Annotated in this window: 14 protein-coding genes; 4 read left to right on the top strand and 10 right to left on the bottom strand. The window is 66.5% G+C overall.

Going from position 1 to position 20,115, the window contains the following annotated elements; all coding sequences use genetic code 11:
• Positions 1-26: 26 nt before the first annotated feature.
• From A9976_RS12645 to A9976_RS12630, 4 genes are read right to left on the bottom strand one after another with little or no spacing between them, the layout of a single operon-like run.
• The gene (locus tag A9976_RS12645; RefSeq protein ID WP_183019296.1) at positions 27-680 is read right to left on the bottom strand and encodes a response regulator transcription factor; all 654 of its coding nucleotides are present in this window, start codon (positions 678-680) and stop codon (positions 27-29) included.
• Between the two features lie 18 nt (positions 681-698).
• A complete protein-coding gene (locus A9976_RS12640; RefSeq protein WP_183019295.1) occupies positions 699-3,947 on the bottom strand; it encodes a hybrid sensor histidine kinase/response regulator in 3,249 nt (1,082 codons plus the stop codon).
• Positions 3,948-3,967: 20 nt separating this feature from the next.
• Positions 3,968-5,179 (bottom strand): EAL domain-containing protein, encoded by a 1,212-nt coding sequence (locus tag A9976_RS12635; protein ID WP_183019294.1) that lies wholly within the window; start codon positions 5,177-5,179, stop codon positions 3,968-3,970.
• Positions 5,180-5,183: 4 nt separating this feature from the next.
• Positions 5,184-7,529 carry an ATP-binding protein gene (locus A9976_RS12630; protein WP_259649198.1) on the bottom strand — a complete coding sequence of 782 codons (2,346 nt, stop codon included), beginning with the start codon at positions 7,527-7,529 and terminating at the stop codon, positions 5,184-5,186.
• A gap of 510 nt (positions 7,530-8,039) precedes the next feature.
• Between A9976_RS12630 and A9976_RS12625 the strand changes: the two genes are divergently transcribed.
• On the top strand, positions 8,040-10,229 hold the full coding sequence (locus A9976_RS12625) for an Ig-like domain-containing protein (protein WP_259649197.1): 2,190 nt from the start codon (positions 8,040-8,042) through the stop codon (positions 10,227-10,229).
• 34 nt (positions 10,230-10,263) lie between these two features.
• Here the strand turns inward: A9976_RS12625 and A9976_RS12620 are convergent, their stop codons facing one another.
• The 6 genes from A9976_RS12620 to A9976_RS12595 all read right to left on the bottom strand — a co-directional run bounded on the left by A9976_RS12620 (position 10,264) and on the right by A9976_RS12595 (position 16,685).
• Positions 10,264-10,581: a DUF3325 domain-containing protein gene (locus tag A9976_RS12620; protein ID WP_183019293.1), complete on the bottom strand. Its 318-nt coding sequence runs from the start codon at positions 10,579-10,581 to the stop codon at positions 10,264-10,266.
• A complete protein-coding gene (locus tag A9976_RS12615; protein ID WP_183019292.1) occupies positions 10,574-12,247 on the bottom strand; it encodes a PepSY domain-containing protein in 1,674 nt (557 codons plus the stop codon). The genes A9976_RS12620 and A9976_RS12615 overlap by 8 nt, the downstream gene beginning before the upstream one ends.
• A 17-nt stretch (positions 12,248-12,264) precedes the next feature.
• The gene (locus A9976_RS12610) at positions 12,265-12,543 is read right to left on the bottom strand and encodes a hypothetical protein (protein WP_016448165.1); all 279 of its coding nucleotides are present in this window, start codon (positions 12,541-12,543) and stop codon (positions 12,265-12,267) included.
• Between the two features lie 111 nt (positions 12,544-12,654).
• Positions 12,655-14,373: an FMN-binding glutamate synthase family protein gene (locus A9976_RS12605; RefSeq protein ID WP_183019291.1), complete on the bottom strand. Its 1,719-nt coding sequence runs from the start codon at positions 14,371-14,373 to the stop codon at positions 12,655-12,657.
• 87 nt (positions 14,374-14,460) lie between these two features.
• The gene (locus tag A9976_RS12600; protein WP_183019363.1) at positions 14,461-15,966 is read right to left on the bottom strand and encodes a HAMP domain-containing sensor histidine kinase; all 1,506 of its coding nucleotides are present in this window, start codon (positions 15,964-15,966) and stop codon (positions 14,461-14,463) included.
• Between the two features lie 2 nt (positions 15,967-15,968).
• Positions 15,969-16,685, bottom strand: coding sequence for a response regulator transcription factor (locus tag A9976_RS12595; RefSeq protein WP_012204915.1), 717 nt, complete (start codon positions 16,683-16,685; stop codon positions 15,969-15,971).
• A 168-nt stretch (positions 16,686-16,853) separates the two neighbouring features.
• On the opposite strand from A9976_RS12595, the gene msrB reads away from it, so the two are divergent.
• From msrB to msrA, 3 genes are read left to right on the top strand one after another with little or no spacing between them, the layout of a single operon-like run.
• Positions 16,854-17,354 (top strand): peptide-methionine (R)-S-oxide reductase MsrB, encoded by a 501-nt coding sequence (gene msrB / locus A9976_RS12590; RefSeq protein WP_183019290.1) that lies wholly within the window; start codon positions 16,854-16,856, stop codon positions 17,352-17,354.
• Between the two features lie 16 nt (positions 17,355-17,370).
• The gene (locus tag A9976_RS12585; RefSeq protein ID WP_183019289.1) at positions 17,371-19,200 is read left to right on the top strand and encodes a cytochrome c biogenesis protein DipZ; all 1,830 of its coding nucleotides are present in this window, start codon (positions 17,371-17,373) and stop codon (positions 19,198-19,200) included.
• 34 nt (positions 19,201-19,234) lie between these two features.
• Positions 19,235-19,984: a peptide-methionine (S)-S-oxide reductase MsrA gene (msrA, locus tag A9976_RS12580; RefSeq protein WP_183019288.1), complete on the top strand. Its 750-nt coding sequence runs from the start codon at positions 19,235-19,237 to the stop codon at positions 19,982-19,984.
• Positions 19,985-20,115 lie beyond the last annotated feature (131 nt).

Raw genomic sequence — 20,115 nt, 5'->3', positions numbered from 1 at the left:
CCGGCTTCTCCAGCCCGGTGGGCCGGTCAATCGAAAAGATGGTGTTCGGCGCAGAAGGCAGCCAGGTCCTGGTTGCTGTCCACGTTCAGCTTGCGCATGGCGGAGTTCTTCTGGAGGCTGACGGTCTTGACGCTGCGCCTCAGGCGTGCGGCGATCTCGGTGATGGACTCACCATTGGCGAAATGCCTGAGGACTTCGAACTCGCGCGGCGAGAGGCTGTTGGCACGTTCGCTCAGGAAAACGGACCGCTCCTGCCTGGGCGTGTCGGCCTGGAACGAGGGCGAATAGTAGCGGGTATCGAGGCGGACACACTGCAGCGCCGCCATGATCTGGGTGAGCGGATCTTCCTTGAGCAGCACACCGGCGACGCCGGCGTCATACAGGGCCGAGATGATCATGGGGTTGGAGACGGTCGTGAGCACCAGCACCTTGATGTCCGGAAAGTGGCGTATCAGATAGTTCACGTAGCGCAGCCCATCTCCATAGACATCATCGCCCGGCATGGAGTAGTCGGTCAGAACCACGTCCAGCGGGTTCGATCTGGCGTACTGCATCAAGGACGATGGCGTGCTGAATGTGGCCACGACCTGGAGATTGGGGTCCTGCTCCAGGAAGTCCTTGACGCCAAGCAGGACCACGGCGTGGTCGTCCACGACAGCAATGCGCAGTTTCAGTTTCATGGGATCGCAAGCAAAGGGTTAGGGCTGGGGCAATTGCACCATCATGGCGCGAAGGTCGGCCAGAAGGACTGACAGCGCGGCCTGCAGGACAGGCTCCCGGGTGCCGTTCAGGAGTTGGTCCTCCAGTGCCTGGGTGCGGGCGGCAAGCTCCAGCATCCTGGCCAGCAGCAAGGCGCCGCGCATGCGATGCAGTGCCTGTGCGGCCAGGTCGGTCCGGCGCTCATCCAGGCCACGGGCCAGCATTGCGATGTCATCGTTCATGCACTGCATGAAGACCGGCCGGTGCGTTTGCAGTACGTTGGGCTCCGACAGCGCCGCAGGCTGCGGGGTGTCCGCGACAGGAAAGCCAGCCTGGGCAGGCGCCGGACGGAGCCGCTTTTTCGGCGCGAACTTCTCCAGGGTGCGGACCAGCGTGCGCAACTGGATGGGCTTGACCAGCCAGGCATTCATGCCGGCATTCAGGCAGCGGTTTTCCTCGTCCAGCATGGCATTGGCGGTCACTCCGACGATGGGGCAGGCAACGCCCTCCGCACGCAGCCGCTCTGCCAGTTCGTAGCCGTTGAGGTAGGGCATGTTCACGTCCGTCAGCACCAGATCGTGCGGGCTGATGTCCCACAGCGCCAGCGCCTCCTCCCCATCGTCGGCGACCGTGACTTCGCAGCCCAGGCTCTCGAGCTGGCCGCGCAGCGTCACCTGGTTGACGGGATTGTCCTCGGCGACCAGCACGCGCAGCTCGAACAGGGGCAGGTCGGTGCCGGAGCCGGCCGAGCGCTGTGCGCCGCCGAGCACTTCAGCAATGCCCAAACCGATGCTCCGGACGTCGTGCCCGTCAATGCCTCGGTTGTCCGGCGAGGAAAGGTTCAGGTGTCGCCCCGTCCATCCGGGCGCGGGGCTGTCCGCCGGCAACAGGACATCCAGCAGCAGTTCATCCTTGTCCGTGGCAACCGGGGCGGCGCCCGCCGCGCGGGCCTGGCCAGCCCAGCGCTGCAGCCAGGCACAGATGTTGTCCGTCAGTTCCGGGTGGGGGGTACGCACCGCGACCCGGACACCGTTGAGCGCAGGTGCGTCCTCCTGCGCCTGCGGGACGGTCTCCAGCCCCAGCTCGAACCAGAACCGGCTGCCCAGGCCGGGCTCGCTCCAGACCTCGATGGAGCTGGACATCATCCGGGCCAGGCTCCAGCAGATGGACAGGCCCAGGCCCGCCCCACGGGCAGTGCGGTTGCTGTTCTTGACGAGATAAAAGGGCGTGAAAAGCTCGCCATGCAGGGATTTTTCTATGCCCACGCCCGTGTCGCTGACTTCGAACACCAGCCTGGCCTGGGAGGCCGTGCCCGGCACGCTGCGCAGGCGGACGATCACATGGCCGGCCTCGGTGAACTTGATGGCATTGCTGATGAGATTGCCCAGTATCTGGCGGATGCGCACCGCATCGCCCAGCACCGACACGGGCACCTGCGCGTCCACGCAGGAAAACACAAGCAGGCCGTTTTGCTGCGCCATGGCGGCATAGGAGCTGGTGCAGTTTTGCACCAGCTCCCGGGGATTGAACGGTGCCTTTTCCAGCTGCAACTGGCCCGCCTCGATCTTGCTGGTGTCCAGGATGTCGCTGATGATCTGCAGCAAGATGGACGAGGAGGCTTCGATGCGGTCCACATATTTGCTCTGCAACTGGGTGAGCTCGGTCATGCCCAGCAGCTCCAGCGTGCCCAGCGCGCCATACAGCGGCGTGCGGATTTCGTGGCTCATGGTCGCCAGAAAGGTGGACTTTGCCTCGTTCGCCTCGTCCGCCGCGATTCTGGCCCGCTCCAGATTGCTCTCGATTTCTGCACGCGCACTGACGTCGGCAAAGATGCACAGCGTCACATCCTGCCCCAGGTAGCGGGTGGGCGCATAGGCCACGTAAAGCGTTCGGCCCTGCGCAGTGACCAGCCGCTCAATGGTTCCCGCGGCCCGGGCGTGGACGATTTCGTCCAGCGCCGCCCTGTTTTCCGGCGAGCCGGGGCGCAGGTAGCCATCGGCCGAGTGCAGCCACTCCTGCACCAGCGAATTCCTGAAGATGATCTTTCCACTGCCGTGGGCGACAAGGCAGATGGCCACGGGGGCGGTCTCGATCAGCGTACGATTGAATTCATTGCTCTCGACGATGACCCGCTGCGCCTCCTGCGCGGGGGCAATCACCTTGCGGTTGAACCAGCGGGTATAGGCGACACCGGCCAGGATGCTGAGCAGCAGGGCCAGCACAAGGCCGGCAGAGGGCGCGAACAGCCGGCCCTGGAAAAAGGTGGCGTAGTCCACCTGGTAGTAGCCGGTCCACCGGCCGGAGGCATCCTCTGTCTTGAGGATCAGGCCATTGCGCGTGTACCGCATCCCCGCCTCATCCACCTGCGGCACCGGGCCGGAGCCCATGAGCACGCCGAAATCCCGATGCTCCAGCCAGAATCGATGCCTGGGCAACGTATGGATGGTTCTTTCTATGGCGCTGATGCGCTGGCGGCTGAAAAGTATGGCGGCGTAGACCTGGCTTGTGGCGGCTTCGTCGTCGGCATTGATATGGCTGGAAAAGCCGGCTGCAGCCATGCCGATCATCTTCTCCGGAAACTGTGGCGACCGAAGCCAGACGACCTCCTGCGCCGGCGCCGTCGCGCCGGTGCCCTGCCGGGCGTCGACCGTCCTTGCCCGCAGATAGGCCTTGACTGCGGCAATCGTGCTGTCGAACATTTCCTGCGTGACGCTCTCATTGCCGAGGGGCACGTCGATGGCCGGCACGCCGATGCTGATCGCCCCATCCTCCTTGGTGAAGAATGCAGCGGCTGCCGGGAAGTAGGAACCTGCCCAGAAGGAGGAGTAGCCCGCGGCCAGGTAGCTGCCCAGCGAGAAAAGCCGGTCCGGGAGCGTGTCGCAGGCAATGCGCAGGGAGCATTGCAGTGAAAAGGGAATGCCGCCGATGGACTCGCGCCCCCGGAACATGCGGTAGCCCGCCTGCGCAGGGGCGGGCGCGTCGAAGAAGGTCGCTATTCTCTGGTCCGGCAGCGTTTTCAAGGATTCGTTGCCGGTCTTCAGCCGCCGAAGAAAGATCTCCTGCTCGTCCAGCGAGCCGACGATGGCGGAGAAGTTCAGGGCCAGGCGGCCCTGCTCCTGCTCGAAGATCCTCTCCGAGCCCCACAGCAGCACGGCGATGAGGAAGATCGCCAGGGGAAGCACTCCAAAAAGTACCCGGTTCTGCCAGCGTGTGGTGCGTGTGATCTTGCTGAACGGGGAGTCGGGCATGGACGCCTTGCGTGCTTGGGTCAGGTGGGGTTGCCTTGGTGTCGGGGTTCGGATGCCAGCATAAGGGCAAATTCGCTGGCGGGCACCGCGGCGGACACCAGATAGCCCTGCACGCAGTCGCAACCGATGCTGCGCAACAACTCCAGGTCCTGCGTGGTCTCCACCCCTTCCGCCGTCACCGTCAGGCCCAGTTGCCGCCCCAGTTGCACCGACGACGTCAAGGCCGCAGTCCGCACCTCGTCATCCGCGGCGCCGGCCACGAAGGCCCGGTCTATCTTCAATTCGGTGAAGGGCGTGGAGATGAGGCTGTACATCGAGCTGTATCCTCGCCCATAGTCATCCTGGGCAAGGCCAAAGCCTTTGAGCCGCAGGCGGCTCGCGCACATGTAGTAGTTGGCGGGTATGCCGACGGCCTGGTCCTCCAGCAGCTCGAACGTGATGTTCTCCGCGGCGATGCCGCACCGGGCAGCCATGCCGTGCAATTGATCCGGCAGCCCGATATCGTCCAGCAACGGTATCGGCAGGTTGACGGATACAGGAATCACATATCCCGAACTGCGCCAGGCCAGGTGCGCTGCCATGGCATCTTCCATCATCCGCACCAGCAAGGCATGGTCCAGGCCATGGAACTGGATGGCGGACATGAACGAGCCCGGCATCATGAACCCGAATTGCGGATTGCTCCAGCGTGCCAGCGCTTCCACCCCGACGGTGTGGCCCGTGAGCAGGGATTTCTTGGGCTGGAACCAGGCCTGTATGGTTTTCTTCTCCAGCGCCCGGACCAGGTCTGCCTTGTCGAAAATCGGCCGCTCCTCGATGCCGGGCGCGGTTTTCTTCTTGCGCGCATGGGCAGACCTGAGCTGGCTGGCCAGGATCCGGACATGGTCCGCACCGAACGGCTTCTGAAACATGCCGATGACCGCAAAGCCGGATTCCTTGGCCATGAGACTGACACTGTTCATCAACCGGCGCGAGCATGAGGTGGATATGACGAGCATGGGGTGCAGGCCGCGCCGGCTCAGTTCGTTGATGAACTGCAGGCCATCCATGTCGGGCATCTTCAGGTCGGTGATGACGAGATGGAATCCGCCATTGCGCAGCTTTTCCAGGGCATCTCGTGCGTTGTAGGCAATGTGCGTGTCCACGATTCCCGCCTCCATGAGCAGGCTGCGGGCGTGTTCGCAGCACAGGGCATGGTCGTCAAGAATGAGTACTTTGAATGCCGACAGCATGGGTTCAGCTCCTGCTTTGCTTGAGGTTGTTCAGGGTGGTGCGCAGCACCGCCAATGGAAACGGCTTGCACAGCAGGCTGTCCAGGCCGGCGGGCAATCCGTCACCCTGCCCCTGCGGCTGGGCATTGGCCGTCAGCCCGACGATCGGGCGGCTGTACCCGCGCTTTCTCAGCGCACGAGCCAGGGCCAGGCCGTCCAGCAAAGGCATGTGCAGATCGGTGAGAACGGCGTCGAATTCGAGCAGGCCGGGCACGGACAGCGCGTCCTGTCCATTGCTGGCCTGCTGGACCTCGCAGCCCAGCATCTGCAGCTGCTCTTGCAAGATGATCCTGTTGATGGGGTTGTCCTCGACGATGAGCACGCGCAGTCCCATCGGCTCCTGGCCATGGGGAACGGCGGCGCACAGGTCGGTGTGCGCCCCCGGCGCAATGCCCTGCTGCGCCAGGCCCAGCGCCTGGCCCACGGCCAGCACGCCATGCGTGCCGGCTTCCCATACGCGGGCGGGCAGGCTCTCGCGGGGGCCCTCGCCCGGCCCCAGTGCAAGCACGCATTTGCCCGTCCATTGCACACGGCGCACCGACCGTGGCCAAGCTTGCACCAGCACAGCCTGCTCCTTGAGGCTTTGCACCTGATCCCGGTACGGCTGGGCCATGGCCCCCCAATGCCGCAGCCAGGCACACAGGTTGTGCACGACTTCCGGAATGGCACCATCCACGTAGACGGTCTGCGGCAGCAGCCTGGGCGCCGGTCCATGGCCCGCTGCGGGCTCGCGCGGCAGGCGCAGCTCGAATGACACACAGGTCCCCAGTCCCGGCTGGCTGGCGGCAGTCAGCCGCCCGCCCATCTCCTGGCCAAGGCGCAGGCAGATGGACAGCCCCAGGCCCGCACCCTGGACCTGCTGCTGCGTGGCCGCATGGGCCCGGAAGTAGGGATCGAACAGGAAGGGCTGCTGCTCCGGATCGATGCCAATGCCGGTGTCCTGCACCTGGAACCGCAGGTCGGTGCCGTCCTCGCTGTCGCCCATGACCTGCAGGCGGATGGCCACGTGGCCGGAGAACGTGAACTTGATGGCATTGCCCACCAGGTTGTCCAGGATCTGCCGCAGCCGCAAGGCATCGCCCACCAGCAGTGGGGGCGTTTTCACATCGGAGACAGCATACAGCTGCAGCCCCTTTTGCTCGGCACGCGACAGCAGGCCTGCGGCCACGCTGTCGAGCAGTTCGGTGGCCGAGAACGCCTGGGCCTCCAGTTGCAGCCGGCCAGCCTCGATGGCCGACAGGTCCAGGCTGTCGTTGACGATACGCAGCAAGGAGGCCGATGCCTGCTGCATGGCTCCCAGGTAGCGTGTCTGTTCGGCAGGAATCCTGGACAGCGCCAGCAGCTCCAGCGTTCCCAGGATGCCAAAGAGCGGTGTCCGTATTTCATGGCTCATGGTCGCCAGAAATTGCGTCTTGGCCAGGCTCGCCGATTCGGCGCGCAGCTTGGCATCGACAAGCGCTGTCTGGACCTGCCTGAGCGCCGTCACATCGCTGACCAGGCAAAAAACCACCGGCTCGCCTGCGTGGGTCGTGGGCGTGGTGCTGACCTCCACCAACCTTCCGTCTTCCAGCCCCAGCTCACGCGGCACCTCCTGCGCGCCCCCGGCAACGGCATGCTCGAACCACGAGGGATCACTGCACACCCACTGCCGTGCAAGCTCGTTGGACAGCAGCAGGCTGCGATCACTGCACCGCACCAGCGCCAGCCCCACGGGAGCCGTGTCCAGCAGCTTTCGACAGAGCGCATCACCGGCGGCGCAGGCGCCTGCCCGGCTCCAGGCCGAAGCCGGCACGCCGCGGCGCAGCCGGCGCACGCACCATGCAAGGACAGCCATGCAGGCAAGTCCCAGCAACACGGACCACAGCAGCGGCCAGGCATGGGCCCTGGCCAGCTGCCGCACGGGCTCCCAACGGTCTGCAAGCCATCCGGCATTGTTCGCGGATTTGCGCAGCAACAGGGACTCGGGAAGATTCCGGCCTGCCTGCATCAGTGAGTGGAGCGGTCCGAGGTGGCCCTGCGGTGCGCTGGCGCGCCACGGCCATGCCAAGCCGGCTTGAGGGTGGATGGCCGCGTGCGCTGCCCCCAGCGCGGCATCCAGCAGCGGGAAATAGCGATCCATGAAAAACAGCTGCACTTCTCGCACGGGCACATGGACCCGGCTGCGGGACGGCCCCCCCGGGACGGCATCGTCTCGACCGTCGAGGAAGGCACAGGCGAGCATGGCCAGGATGGCCAGTGAAAACACCATCAATTCACGCAGCGATACCACCCAATCACGCAGCACCATGGACAGGCACAGCCTGTGCTGCATCGCACTGGGATAAAACGAGAGAGCTTGAAACTGGCGCATTGCCGAATCATAGGAAGCGGCAGAAAAATGGGTCTAAGAATTTTCTTAATTTTGAAATCCGGCGCATGCCACTTCGCAATAGATATCGCAATGAATATCGCAATGAATATCGCAATGAATATCGCAATGAATATCGCAATGGATATCGCGAGCATTTATCCGCCACCGGGTAAACTCGTCCAACCCACTCGATATTCAAAGTGATCGCTGCGCTTTAAGAAAATTCTTAAACCATTCCCAGGATATACGGGAGACCATTGCCGAATTGATTCATCGACAACGGCTGCTCCGTTTTTCTGATCCATCTCGGTGATATGGGACAAGGGCATCGCGCATTCAGCATGCCAGCGCGCCGGCAGGTCTTCCTGTGCGCAATGTCCAGAAGGCATTCCGGCAGCCACATCCAGGGAAGATAAAATGGCACTGACAATATACAGGCAACGATTCACTCCCACGGCGGCGAGCAGGCCCTTGCGCCTGCTCGCCCTGGCGATGCTGATGCAAGGCTGCATCGCCACGGCCCACGCATGGACCGTCGTGGTTGACCGTGATGCCGACGAAGTCGGACCGTGCGCCAGCACCGGCCTTGGGCCGTGCACACTGCGCGACGCCATCGCCTACGCAAATTCCCACCGCAATACGGGGGGCGACAACCGCATCGAGTTCAGCATCGGCACAGGGGGAGAACACACCATCACCACCCAGGCCGGCTGGGATGGCAGGCTCATGCAGCCCCTTGCACCGGCCAGATCACTGACAGTGGACGCCAGCACCCAACCCGGCTATGCGGAGCACTCGCCACGCCGCCCCCTGGTCACACTGCGATCCGGCTTTCCCGGCATGGGCACGGCATTTCAACTGGAAGGCGGCGTCACGTTGCGCGGTCTGGCGATAGGCGACTTCAACACGGCCCTGACGGTGACCGGCGACGGCAACACCGTGCTGGGCTGCCATATTGGCGTTGACGCATCGGGAACGGTTGCCCTGGGCAATCGCAGCAACATCTTTGTCACCTCCGGCAGTCGCAACCGCTTCGGGAATCTGGATGTTGGCGGACGAAATGTCATTTCCACGGCGGAAAATTCCGGAATAACGCTTTCCTGGCCGGGCGTCGGTACAGGAAACATCATTCAGGGAAATTACATAGGCACCGATATCACCGGCACTGTGGCCCTGGGAAACCAGGGAAACGGCATCAGCGTGGCATCCGAATTTACCGGCACGCTGATCGACAGCAACCTCGTCTCCGGCAACGTCAAGGAAACCGGTGGTTCCTCCGCGATTTCCATTTCCGGCGCCAACACGCTGGTGACCCGAAACCGTGTCGGGACCAATGCAGCCGGCACGGCCATGATTCCCAACAATGGGCCAGGCATTGCCGTATTCTTTTCAGTGGAAGGCGGAAATCGCATTGGCACAGGCCCTGAAGACGGCAACCTGGTTGCCGGAAGCAAGGAAGCGGCCATTGAATTGAATGGAAACTACGGCGCACGCAACTCGAATACCCTGATTGCCGGGAATATCGTGGGAACCAGTCTGGATGCCAGCACCATGCTGCCCAATGAATGGGGCATCGTCATCAAGGATTCGGACGAGGTGACCGTGCGCGGAAACATCGTCGGTGGCAGCAAGGCGTCCGGCATACAGTTCCAGGGCGCCAGCAAGAACAACCTCGTGCAGGGCAACTACGTGGGCGTCAGTCCCCAGGGAACCGCCCTGCCCAACGGCGAAGGCGTTTCCTTTTTTCAGAAGGCCCATGACACCCTGGTCGGCGGTGACGACGCGGCACATGCCAACGTGATTGCGCACAACAGGCTGTTCGGCGTGGGATTGCGGGGGGACGAAATCAAGGGCATCTCCATGTTCGGCAATTCCATCTACGGCAATACCGAGGGAGGCATCGCACGAACCAGCCTGGCCAATGGAGCTGCTGCCGAGCCGGTGCTGCTCACGGTGACGCACGACGGCCTGTCCGGCACGCTGGACAGCGTCGCCAACGAGAGCATGCGCATCGAGTACTTCTCGACGCCCAGGCTGCCCGGCGGGCTGGTGGAGCGCGCTGCCGGCAAGGTTTTGCTGGGCATGCAGACCGTGACCACCGATGCCTCCGGCCGTGCACTTTTGGCGTTCAAGGGCGCCATGCCGCCCGGCGAGCAGGCCGCCGTCACGGCGACCGCCACCCGGATCTCCACCGGCGACACCTCGCGCTTTTCCAACGCGATGGCGGCCAACGCCGCCCCCGTGGCGCTGCCGCAGGCCGTCACGACCCCGCAGGATACGGCGCTGTCCATCACCCTCGCTGGCACGGACTTCGAGTCGGACACGTTGCGCTTCGAGATCACCGCCGGGCCCAGCCACGGCGGCATCAGCGGATTCGACCCCCAGACGGGCACGCTGGTCTATACGCCGGCGGCCGGGTACTCCGGGCCCGATGCCTTCGCTTTCACGGTATCCGACGGGCACCAAAGCGCTGCCGCACCTGCGTCCGTGTCCATCGACGTGCTCGCTGCCGCCCCTCCCGGCCCAGGCCCCGGTCCAGGCACGGGCAACGGCCCCGGAAATGTCCAGGCCATTCCCGGCCTGAGTACCGGCGGCGTACTGGTATTGCTGTGTGGCGTGGCTTGTCTGGCGAGCCGCAGGATGAGAAAAAGTCAGGCCTGAACCTGCCCCACGGGCACGGATCTGTGCAGGAACCTCAGACAGGCAGCCAGCGCAGCCAGCCAGGCCGCCAGGTCAGCGTGAAGGCAATGGCCAGGGCGGAGGCGGCCAGCGTCATGATCCAGACCAGGGAGGCCATGGAGGCATGGTCCACCGCCAGGCACAGGCCCAGCGAGGCGGCCAGCCCCGAGGCACCCAGCCAGCGCAGCAGCCTGCCCCTGCCATCGGGCTGGGGCATGTCGCCGTGCACCTGCTCCCAGTGCACGTCCTTGGCCAGCGCAAACCAGCCCATGCCCAGCAGCGAGGCGGCAAAGGCGGCGGCCAGCAGCAGTGCGTCCATCAGTCCCTCAGACATGGGCCACCTCCGCAGCGCGCGAGGACATGGCGGGCGCTGCGCGCGTCTTGAGCTTGCGCGCCACCACCACGGCCAGCGCGGCACTGGCCAGCATGAACAAGTCCACGCCGGCCACGGGCCAGTAGCCCGCGCCCAGGGTCTTGAGCAGGTGGTCGCCCGTGGTCAGCCAGTTCAGCAGCACGGCCGTGACGGCCATGGCGGCCACGGCCCAGCACTGCTCGCGCCAGGCGGGATTGGGCAGGCCCCGGGCCACGGGTCCGCTGCGCACAAAGGCATGCGCCATGGCCAGCAGCCAGGCGGCCCAGAAGAAATAGCGCTCCATGTCGCCCCGGCCCGGCCAGCCCTGGGGCATGGCCTCGGGCAGCAGGCGGTTGGAAATCAGCATGCCCAGGGCCGCCACCAGCATGCCGGTGACGGTGGTGACCGCCAGGGCATCGACCACGCGCGCGCCCTGCACGCCCTGCCTGGCGTGCTGCTTCTTGCGCTTTTCCACGAAGAAGACAAAGCCGGTGGCAATGCAGGCGCAGCCCGCCAGGCCACCGAGCACGTACAGCCAGCGCAGCAGCCAGTGGCGAAAATGCTGCAGGTGCAGGCCGGTGAGGAAGGTGTTGAGGCTGTCTACGGCGGTGCGCGGCGGATCTTCGCGCAGCAGGGCGCCGGTGCTGGCCTTGAAGTGGATGCCCTCGCCCGTGAGCGCGATGCGGTCGGTGCCGGCGCGGTAGACGCTGACGTAGCCATTGGCATCGCCCACATGGGTGACGGACAGGAAGCCCACGTCGCCAGCCATGCCCTTGGCGGCCCAGCGGCGCCGGGCCTCGGCCACCATGGCGTCCACCGAGGCCACGGGCGCGGCCACGCCGGAGCGGTCGTGCGGCAGGCCGGTTTCCTCGGCCTCCATTTTTTCGTGCAGCTCGTGCAGGGGCTCCAGCTGGGTGTGGGTGATGGGGAAGTAGATGCCCGCAAAGATCACCAGCCCCGTGAAGGCGAAGAAGAAGTGGAAGGGCAGCGCCACCACGCCCGTCATGTTGTGCAGGTCCAGCACGCTGCGCTGGGTGGCCTTCTTCGGACGGAAGGTGAAAAGCTCGCGGAAGATCTTGCGGTGCATGACCACGCCGCTGACCAGTGCCACCAGCATGATGAGTGCGGCAAAGCCCACGATCCAGTAGCCAAGGCCCATCCAGTCGAGCGTCAGGCTGTAGTGCAGCGGGTAGAAGAACTGGCTGCCGATCTTCAGGTGGTCATCGGGCAGGGACTCGCCATTGCGCGGGTCGATGGTGCGCAAGGCCCAGATCAGGGTCTCGGGCTTCTTGGCGTTGGCCACTTCGTAGCCGGCGAACAAGCCCAGCACCGGGTCGCGGTGCGTGGTGTAGGCGCCCCAGCGCTGGGGCGTGTCGAAACGCTCGGGCAGCGGGCCGTTGACCTCGCCGCGCATGGCCTCGCGCGCCTGGGCGTTGGGCTGCATGGATTCGAAGACCGGCTTGAGGATCTGGTCGTACGAGGGCATGGGCGTGGGCTCGAAGCGCGAGGCCGGAATGGCCCAGCGGTCGATCTCTCGGTCGAACACCGACAGCGCGCCAAAGAAGAAGGCGGCCATGAGCACGAAGCCGAGCACCAGCCCGAACCAGGTATGCAGCCAGGCCATGGAAAGGCGGAAATTCTGGAACATGGGAAGCGATCTCCGGATCAGGGCAGCAGCATCTGCTGGAGCAGCGATGCGCAGCCGGTCATGACGATGCCGCCACCGGCCAGCACGGCCCAGACGCGCGGGAGGCTCTGCGCCGCAAAGGCCCAGAGAAACACCGTCAGAAACACCAGGAAGCCGAGGATGTAGCCCAGATGCTCGGCATCGTGGAACTCCATTCCGGCGGCAAACATCAGCGCCACGCCCAGGGCGATGAAGCCCCAGGTGAAGGCATAGCCGCCGAAGACAGCAGCTGCAATGCGAACCAAAATAGTTTTCATTTACACGGAAAAATACAGTTGTGCACCAAGTTCTCGGGGCACATTATCCCCGAGGGTTGTTAAAACCTGTAGTCGGCTGTGTTCTGTGGCGCCTGTCTCTGCGCGGCGTCTCTATGCAGCCTGGGTTGCCGCCTGCGCCTTGGCCTGCGGTGCCGAAGGCTTGAGCGTGGGCGGCGCGAACTGGAAGGTGTCGGCGCTGGCGCCCGGCCAGTAGAGCTTGAACACGCTGTGCTGCTTGTCCAGCGGCCCCAGCAGCGCGCCGGGCTCCACGCGCAGGACCAGGTTGGCGAGCTGGCGCACCTCGGTGTCGGAGATGCGCCGAACAATATGGTGGGCCGTGATGTCGCAAGGGTGCTCCAGGCCCGCCGCCTGCACCAGCTCCAGCAGCGCATGCAGGGTCTTGTCGTGGAAGTTGGCCACGCGCGTGGCCTTGTCGGGCACGACCAGGGCCTTCTGGCGTGCCGCGTCCTGCGTGGCCACGCCCGTGGGGCAGTGGCCGGTATGGCAGTTCTGCGCCTGTATGCAGCCCAGGGCCATCATGAAGCCGCGCCCGGCGTTGCACCAGTCGGCGCCCAGCGCCATCATGCGCGCGATGTCGAAGGCCGTGATCACCTTGCCGGCCGCGCCGATCTTGATGCGGTGGCGCAGGCCCACGCCGATCAGCGTGTTGTGCACCAGCAGCAGCCCTTCCTGCAGCGGCACGCCCACATGGTCGGTGAACTCCACCGGCGCCGCGCCCGTGCCGCCCTCGGCGCCATCGACCACGATGAAGTCCGGCGTGATGCCCGTCTCCTGCATGGCCTTGACGATGGCGAACCACTCCCAGGGATGGCCCACGCAGAACTTGAAGCCCGTGGGCTTGCCGCCCGACTTCTCGCGCAGCCGGGCGATGAAGTGCATCATCTCCACGGGTGTCCTGAAGGCGCTGTGGCTGGACGGGCTGATGCAGTCCACGCCCACGGGCACGCCGCGCGCGGCGGCGATCTCGGGGGTGACCTTGGCGCCCAGCAGCATGCCGCCGTGGCCGGGCTTGGCGCCCTGGCTGAGCTTGATCTCGATGAGCTTGACCTGCGGGTCGGTGGCGTTGGCGATGAATTTCTCTTCGTTGAACGTGCCATCGTCATTGCGGCAACCGAAGTAGCCCGAGGCCACTTCCCAGATCAGGTCGCCGCCATGCACGCGGTGGTGCTGGCTGATGGAGCCCTCGCCCGTGTCGTGCGCAAAGCCGCCCATCTTCGCGCCCTTGTTCAGCGCCAGGATGGCGTTGGCCGACAGCGCGCCGAAGCTCATGGCCGAGATGTTGAAGATGCTGGCGCTGTAGGGCTGGGTGCAGGGCGAGGTGCCTTCATCGGTGCAGCCGATGGTGATGCGGAAGTCATGCGAGGCCAGTTTGGTCGGCTGCATGGAATGGTTCACCCATTCATAGCCCTGGGCCGTGACATTGAGCTGCGTGCCCAGCGGCCGGCTGTCCGGGTCGCCCTTGGCGCGCTGGTAGACCAGGGAGCGCTGGGCGCGCGAGAACGGCAGCGCCTCGTGGTCGGACTCGATGAAGTACTGGCGCATCTCGGGCCGGATGAACTCCAGCAGAAACCGCAGGTGGCCGATGATGGGGTAGTTGCGCAGCACCGAATGGTGCACCTGGGTCATGTCCCTCACCCCCAGCAGCGCCAGCGCGGCGCACACGCCAAAGCCCAGCCACCACCACAGCCCGCCCCACGCCAGCGCCGCCAACAGCAGCCCCGCGCTGCTGACCAGGCTCAGGCAGAACGTGGTGTAGCGCAGCGGCACCCATGCAGGCAGGCGATGAACGGGAGAGGCAGACGTTGACATGGCGTGGGTCCTCGGAACGAGTTGACGATCTTGTGCATGCCGCGCCTTCAAGGGCGCGCTGTGCACAAGGGTAACCCACGATCCGCCTCAGCCCTGGCGCGGCCGCGCGCCAGCGCCCGTTGCCTGCACGGCAGCAGGCAGCGCGAACCGGAAGCTCGCCCCCTGCCCCGGCTGGTCCACCAGTTCGATGCGGCAGCCGTGCAGCTCCAGCATGCGGTGGACGATGCGCAGGCCCAGGCCGCCGCCGCGGCGGGCGCCGCCCACGGTGAAGGGGCGCTCGAACAGGCCTTCGCGCAGATCGGCCGAGATGCCGGGGCCGGTGTCGGCCACGGTGACTTCGACCGCGTTGCCCGCTGCCGCCAGCGCCACCTGGATGCTGCCGCCGCCGGGCGTGTGGCGCAGCGCGTTGTCCAGCAGGTTGCCCAGCACGCGCTCGATCATGCCCAGGTCGGCCTGGACGACGGGCAGGCGGGGCGGGAAGTCGGCCCGCAGCGCCACCTGGCGCGCTTCGGCACGCAGCTCGAATTTCTGGAACACGTCCTGCACCAGGTCGGGCATGGAAAACGGCTCCGGCTCGGGCTGGACAAAGCCGTATTCCAGGCGCGCCAGTTCGAACAGGCTTTGCGCCAGCTCGCCCACCTTCTGGCTCTGGGCCAGGGCAATGCCCAGGTAGCGGCGGCGCTCGGTGGCGTCGAGCACGGCGTCCTTGAGCAGCAGCGTTTCCAGGTAGCCGTGCAGGGACGACAGCGGCGTGCGCAGGTCGTGCGAGACGTTGGCGATGAGTTCGCGCCGCTCCTGGTCCTGGCGCGTGAGCGCCCGCCACTGCTCGCCGATGCGCGCCACCATGCGGCGGTAGGCCGAGTCCAGCACGGCGATCTCGTCACGGCTGTCCTGTGCGGCGCCGGGCTGGGGGGCCGGCAGGTCCGGGGGCGCGCCATGGATGTCGAAACCGGCCACCTCTTCGGTGAGCCGGCGCAGCGGCCGCGTGATCAGCGCAAAGGCCACCAGGCCCGCCACCAGGCACAGCAGCGCCACCATGCCGATGGACCACAGCGCCGTGCTGAGCACCGAGTTGGCCGAGCCCTGCGCCACCAGCTGGTCATGCGCCTCGCCCTGCAGCACCACATAGATGAAGCCCACGTCCTTTCCGTTGACGCGCAGCGGCGCCGCGCTGAAGACCTTGCGGCCTTCGACGCTGCGCGGGTCGTCGCCCAGGATGGGCAGGGTGCCGCCTTCCAGCAGCCGGTGCACGGGCGCCAGGTCCACGCGCTCGCGGCGCACGCGGCCATCGGGGGCGGCATGGCCGGCAATGCGGCCGTCAGCGTCCAGCAGGTAGACCTCCACGCTGGGGTTGACCAGCATGAGCTGGTTGAAGAAGCTGCGCACGGCGCCGGGCATGAGGCCGTTGGCGTCGGTCAGCTGGGCATCGCGCGCAATGCTTTCGGCCACGTCGCGCGACAGGCCCTGCACCACTTCCAGCTCGTGCATGCGGCTGGCGCGCAGCTGCATCCAGGCCGAGGTGCCGCTGCACACCAGCAGCAGCACGGCAAAGACCAGGGACAGGCGCTGGGTCAGTGTCAGGCGCAGCTTCATGGTCATGCGCCCTCACCCGCTTCGGCGAACTTGTAGCCGCGCCCCCAGACGGTGAGGATGCGCGCGGGCTGGGCCGGGTCGGCCTCGATCTTGGCGCGCAGGCGATTGATGTGGGTGTTGACGGTGTGCTCGTAGCCCTCGTGCTGGTAGCCCCAGACGGCATTGAGCAGGTCCATGCGCGAGAACACCTTGCCGGGCTGGCGCGCAAAGAAGTACAGCAGGTCGAACTCGCGCGGGGTCAGGTCCAGCCGCGCACCATGAAGCCGGGCATCGCGCGCCACGGGGTCCATGGCCAGGCCGGCGATGGTCAGGCTGCCGGACTCCAGCCGGGCATTCTGGGCCAGCGCCTCCACGCGGCGCAGCAGCGCCTTGACGCGCGCCACCAGCTCCAGCACGGAAAACGGCTTGGCCAGGTAGTCGTCGGCGCCGATCTCCAGGCCCAGGATGCGCTGCACCTCGCTGGAGCGCGCGCTGATGATGATGATGGGCGTGTAGCGCGCCATGGCGCGGGCGCGGCGGCAGATCTCCAGGCCGTCCACGCCGGGCAGCATGATGTCCAGCACCAGCGCGTCCCAGCCGCCGCGTTCGAGCTGGCGCAGGCCGTCGTCGCCACGCGCGCAGTGCATGACTTCCAGGCCTTCGTCGCGCAGGTGCAGCGTGAGCAGATCGGCGATATGGGCGTCGTCCTCGACGAGAAGTACGCGGCGCGTGGCGGTCATCGGATGCGGTTTCCTGGAAGTGGCGGGAGTGGCTGCCATTGTGCGCAATACCGGGGCCGGGAGTTATCACGAATCTTTGAACTCTGCGTGAAGACTTCGGGAGGCCGCCGCCCTAACCTGACTGGCATCGCATCGTTTTCAGACGCAAAGAACCTTCAGGAGCACACCATGACCACCAGACGCCATCTTCTGTGGGCTGCAGGCGCCGGCACCACCGCCGTGCTGGCGGCCAGCCTGTTCCCGCGCAGCGCACCGGCCGCCGCCTCCAGCGAAATCTTCGAGGTGAGCTACAGCGACGCCGAGTGGCGTGCCCGGCTCACGCCCGAGCAGTACCAGATCCTGCGCAAGGAAGGCACGGAGCGCGCCGGCACCAGCCCCCTGAACAAGGAGCACCGCGCCGGCACCTTTGCCTGCGCGGGCTGCGCGCTGCCGCTGTTCTCGTCCAAGACCAAGTTCGACAGCGGCACGGGCTGGCCCAGCTTCTGGCAGCCGCTGGACAAGGCCGTGGCCACGCGCCAGGACCGCGCCTACGGCATGCTGCGCACCGAGGTGCATTGCCGCCGCTGCGGCGGCCACCTGGGCCATGTCTTCGACGACGGCCCCAAGCCCACGGGCCTGCGCTACTGCATGAACGGGCTGTCCCTGACGTTCACGCCCCAGCCTGCCTGACCCCGGGAGCCACGCCATGCTGCTGATCGTCCTGGCCTATCTGGGCGGGGTGCTGACCATCGTCAGCCCCTGCATCCTGCCGGTGCTGCCCTTCGTCTTTGCACGCGCCGACCAGCCCTTCGCCAAAAGCGGCCTGCCGCTGCTGGCGGGCATGGCGCTGACCTTTGCCCTGGTGGCCTCGCTGGCCGCCGTGGGCGGCGGCTGGGTGGTGGCCGCCAATGAATACGGCCGCTGGCTGGCCCTGGGCCTGGTCGCCGTGTTTGCGCTGACCCTGCTGTGGCCCGGCCTGTCCGAGCGGCTGACGCGGCCGCTGGTGGCGGCGGGCTCGCGCCTTTCCGAGCGTGCCCAGGGCACGGACGGCGGCGCCCGCCCCGGCGCCTCGCTGCTGCTGGGCGTGGCCACGGGCCTGCTGTGGGCGCCCTGCGCGGGCCCCATCCTGGGCCTGATCCTCACGGGCGCTGCACTGCAGGGCGCCAACACCACCTCCAGCCTGCTGCTGCTGGCCTATGCGGCCGGTGCGGCCACCTCGATGGCGGCGGCCCTGCTGCTGGGCGGCAAGGTGTTTGCGGCGCTCAAGCGCATGCTGGGCGCGGGCGAATGGGTGCGGCGCGGGCTGGGCGCTGCCATGCTGGCCGGTGTGGGCGCGATTGCGCTGGGGCTGGACACGGGCGTGCTGGCGCAAGTGTCCACGGCCTCCACCGGCGGCCTGGAGCAAAGGCTGGTGGACCGCCTGGGCGGCAGGCCCGAGGGTGGCGCCATGGCCATGCAGGCCGGTCCCGCAATGATGGCCGCCGTGGACAGGGGTGAGGGTGCTGGCCCGGCCATGATGGCCGCAGGCGGCGCCATGCGCATGGCCGGCGGCCCGTCCCGCGCCGCCCTGCCGGACGAAGGGCTGGCCCCTGCGCTGGACGGCGCCACCGACTGGCTCAACTCCACGCCGCTGACGGCCGAACAACTGCGCGGCAAGGTGGTGCTGGTGGATTTCTGGACCTATTCCTGCATCAACTGCCTGCGCACCCTGCCCTATGTGAAGGCCTGGGCCGAGAAGTACCGCGACCAGGGCCTGGTGGTGGTGGGCGTGCATGCGCCGGAGTTCGCCTTCGAGCGCAAGCTGTCCAACGTGGAAAAGGCCATCAAGGACCTGGGCATCGGCTACCCCGTGGCCGTGGACAACGGCTACAAGATCTGGCGCGCCTTCAACAACCAGTACTGGCCGGCCCACTACTTCATCGACGCCCAGGGCCGCATCCGGCACCACCACTTTGGCGAAGGCGGCTATGCCGAGTCCGAGCGCGTGATCCAGCAACTGCTGCGGGAAGCCGGATCGAAGCAGGCGGACCAGGGCCTGATCGAGGTGCAGGCCAAGGGAGTGCAGCAGGCCGCCGACATGGCAGCCGTGCGCTCGCACGAGACCTACCTGGGCTATGAGCGCGCCGAGCAATTTGCCGCCACGCCTGCCGCCGTGCACAACCAGGCCACCGCCTATGCCACGCCCGAGCGCCTGCCGCTCAACGCCTGGGGCCTGAGCGGCCAATGGACGGTGGGCCCGGAAAGCGCCACGCTGGACGGCGCCACCGGCCGCATCACCTACCGCTTCCAGGCACGCGACCTGCACCTGGTGCTGGGCCCGGGCAGCGATGGCAAGCCCGTGCGCTTCAAGGTGCTGATCGACGGCAAGGCGCCCGGCGCCTCGCGCGGCATGGACGTGGCCGCCGACGGCAGCGGCAGCGTGACCGAGCAGCGCCTGTACCAGCTGGTGCGCCAGGACGGCGGCGCGGCCGAGCGCACCTTCAGCATCGAATTCCTGGACCCCGGCATCTCCGCCTATGCCTTCACCTTTGGCTGATCCCTGGCCACTTCACTTTCACCGGAGAGACACCATGACCAACGATTCCACCCTCGCCGCCACACCCCGCCGCCGCGGCCTTCTTCAACTACTGACCGGCAGCGCCGTGCTGCTGGGCGGCGCCCTGCTGTGGCAGGGCAGCCACCTGCAAGCGGCCGAGCAGGCCGTGCGCATTCCGCCACCCGCGCAGGATGCGCCCGCCACGGGCCAGGGCCCGCAAAAGGCCATCTTTGCGGGCGGCTGCTTCTGGGGCGTGCAGGGCGTGTTCCAGCATGTCAAGGGCGTGCAGCGCGCCGTCTCGGGCTACAGCGGCGGCACGGCGGCCCAGGCCTCGTATTCGGCGGTGAGCAGCGGCCGCACCGGGCATGCGGAGTCGGTCGAGGTCACCTATGACCCGGCCCAGGTCAGCTACGGCCAGCTGCTGCAGATCTACTTTTCCGTGGCCCATGACCCGACCCAGCTCAACCGCCAGGGGCCGGACACGGGCACGCAGTACCGTTCGGCCATCTTCGCCACCGACGCGGCCCAGCTCAAGACCGCCCAGGCCTACGTGGCCCAGCTGGACGCCGCCAAGGTCTTCGGCAAGCCCATCGTCACCCGGCTGGAAGACAAGCCCAGTTTCTTCCCTGCAGAGAACTACCACCAGGACTTCATGACCGAGAACCCGCGCCATCCCTACATCGTCATCAACGACCTGCCCAAGGTGGAGCAGCTCAAGCAGCTGTTCCCGGGCAGCTACCGCGCCGAGCCGGTGCTGGTCAAGCAGGCCGCCCGGCAGATGTAGCGTATGCGCAGCGCGGGTGCGGTGCAGTTGCGGTACGGATGCGGTACAGGTGCCTGCAGGCGTCGGCGGCGGCTGCCGTATGAGACATTTGCGGCATGCCTCCCAGTTCGCTTGATGCACCCGCTGCCCCC

Source organism: Delftia sp. UME58, from assembly GCF_014170385.1.
Classification (GTDB): domain Bacteria; phylum Pseudomonadota; class Gammaproteobacteria; order Burkholderiales; family Burkholderiaceae_C; genus Comamonas; species Comamonas acidovorans.
The sequence above is the reverse complement of the archived record's forward strand: the minus strand, read 5'-3'. Positions and strand labels throughout refer to the sequence as shown.

Coding starts and splice junctions, on each gene's coding strand:
- A9976_RS12595 (WP_012204915.1), bottom strand. CDS start 16,685: ATGACCGCCACGCGCCGCGTACTTCTCGTCGAGGACGACGCCCATATC.
- A9976_RS12600 (WP_183019363.1), bottom strand. CDS start 15,966: ATGAAGCTGCGCCTGACACTGACCCAGCGCCTGTCCCTGGTCTTTGCC.
- A9976_RS12605 (WP_183019291.1), bottom strand. CDS start 14,373: ATGTCAACGTCTGCCTCTCCCGTTCATCGCCTGCCTGCATGGGTGCCG.
- msrB (WP_183019290.1), top strand. CDS start 16,854: ATGACCACCAGACGCCATCTTCTGTGGGCTGCAGGCGCCGGCACCACC.
- A9976_RS12615 (WP_183019292.1), bottom strand. CDS start 12,247: ATGTTCCAGAATTTCCGCCTTTCCATGGCCTGGCTGCATACCTGGTTC.
- A9976_RS12630 (WP_259649198.1), bottom strand. CDS start 7,529: ATGCAGCACAGGCTGTGCCTGTCCATGGTGCTGCGTGATTGGGTGGTA.
- A9976_RS12645 (WP_183019296.1), bottom strand. CDS start 680: ATGAAACTGAAACTGCGCATTGCTGTCGTGGACGACCACGCCGTGGTC.
- A9976_RS12640 (WP_183019295.1), bottom strand. CDS start 3,947: ATGCCCGACTCCCCGTTCAGCAAGATCACACGCACCACACGCTGGCAG.
- msrA (WP_183019288.1), top strand. CDS start 19,235: ATGACCAACGATTCCACCCTCGCCGCCACACCCCGCCGCCGCGGCCTT.
- A9976_RS12585 (WP_183019289.1), top strand. CDS start 17,371: ATGCTGCTGATCGTCCTGGCCTATCTGGGCGGGGTGCTGACCATCGTC.
- A9976_RS12610 (WP_016448165.1), bottom strand. CDS start 12,543: ATGAAAACTATTTTGGTTCGCATTGCAGCTGCTGTCTTCGGCGGCTAT.
- A9976_RS12635 (WP_183019294.1), bottom strand. CDS start 5,179: ATGCTGTCGGCATTCAAAGTACTCATTCTTGACGACCATGCCCTGTGC.
- A9976_RS12620 (WP_183019293.1), bottom strand. CDS start 10,581: ATGTCTGAGGGACTGATGGACGCACTGCTGCTGGCCGCCGCCTTTGCC.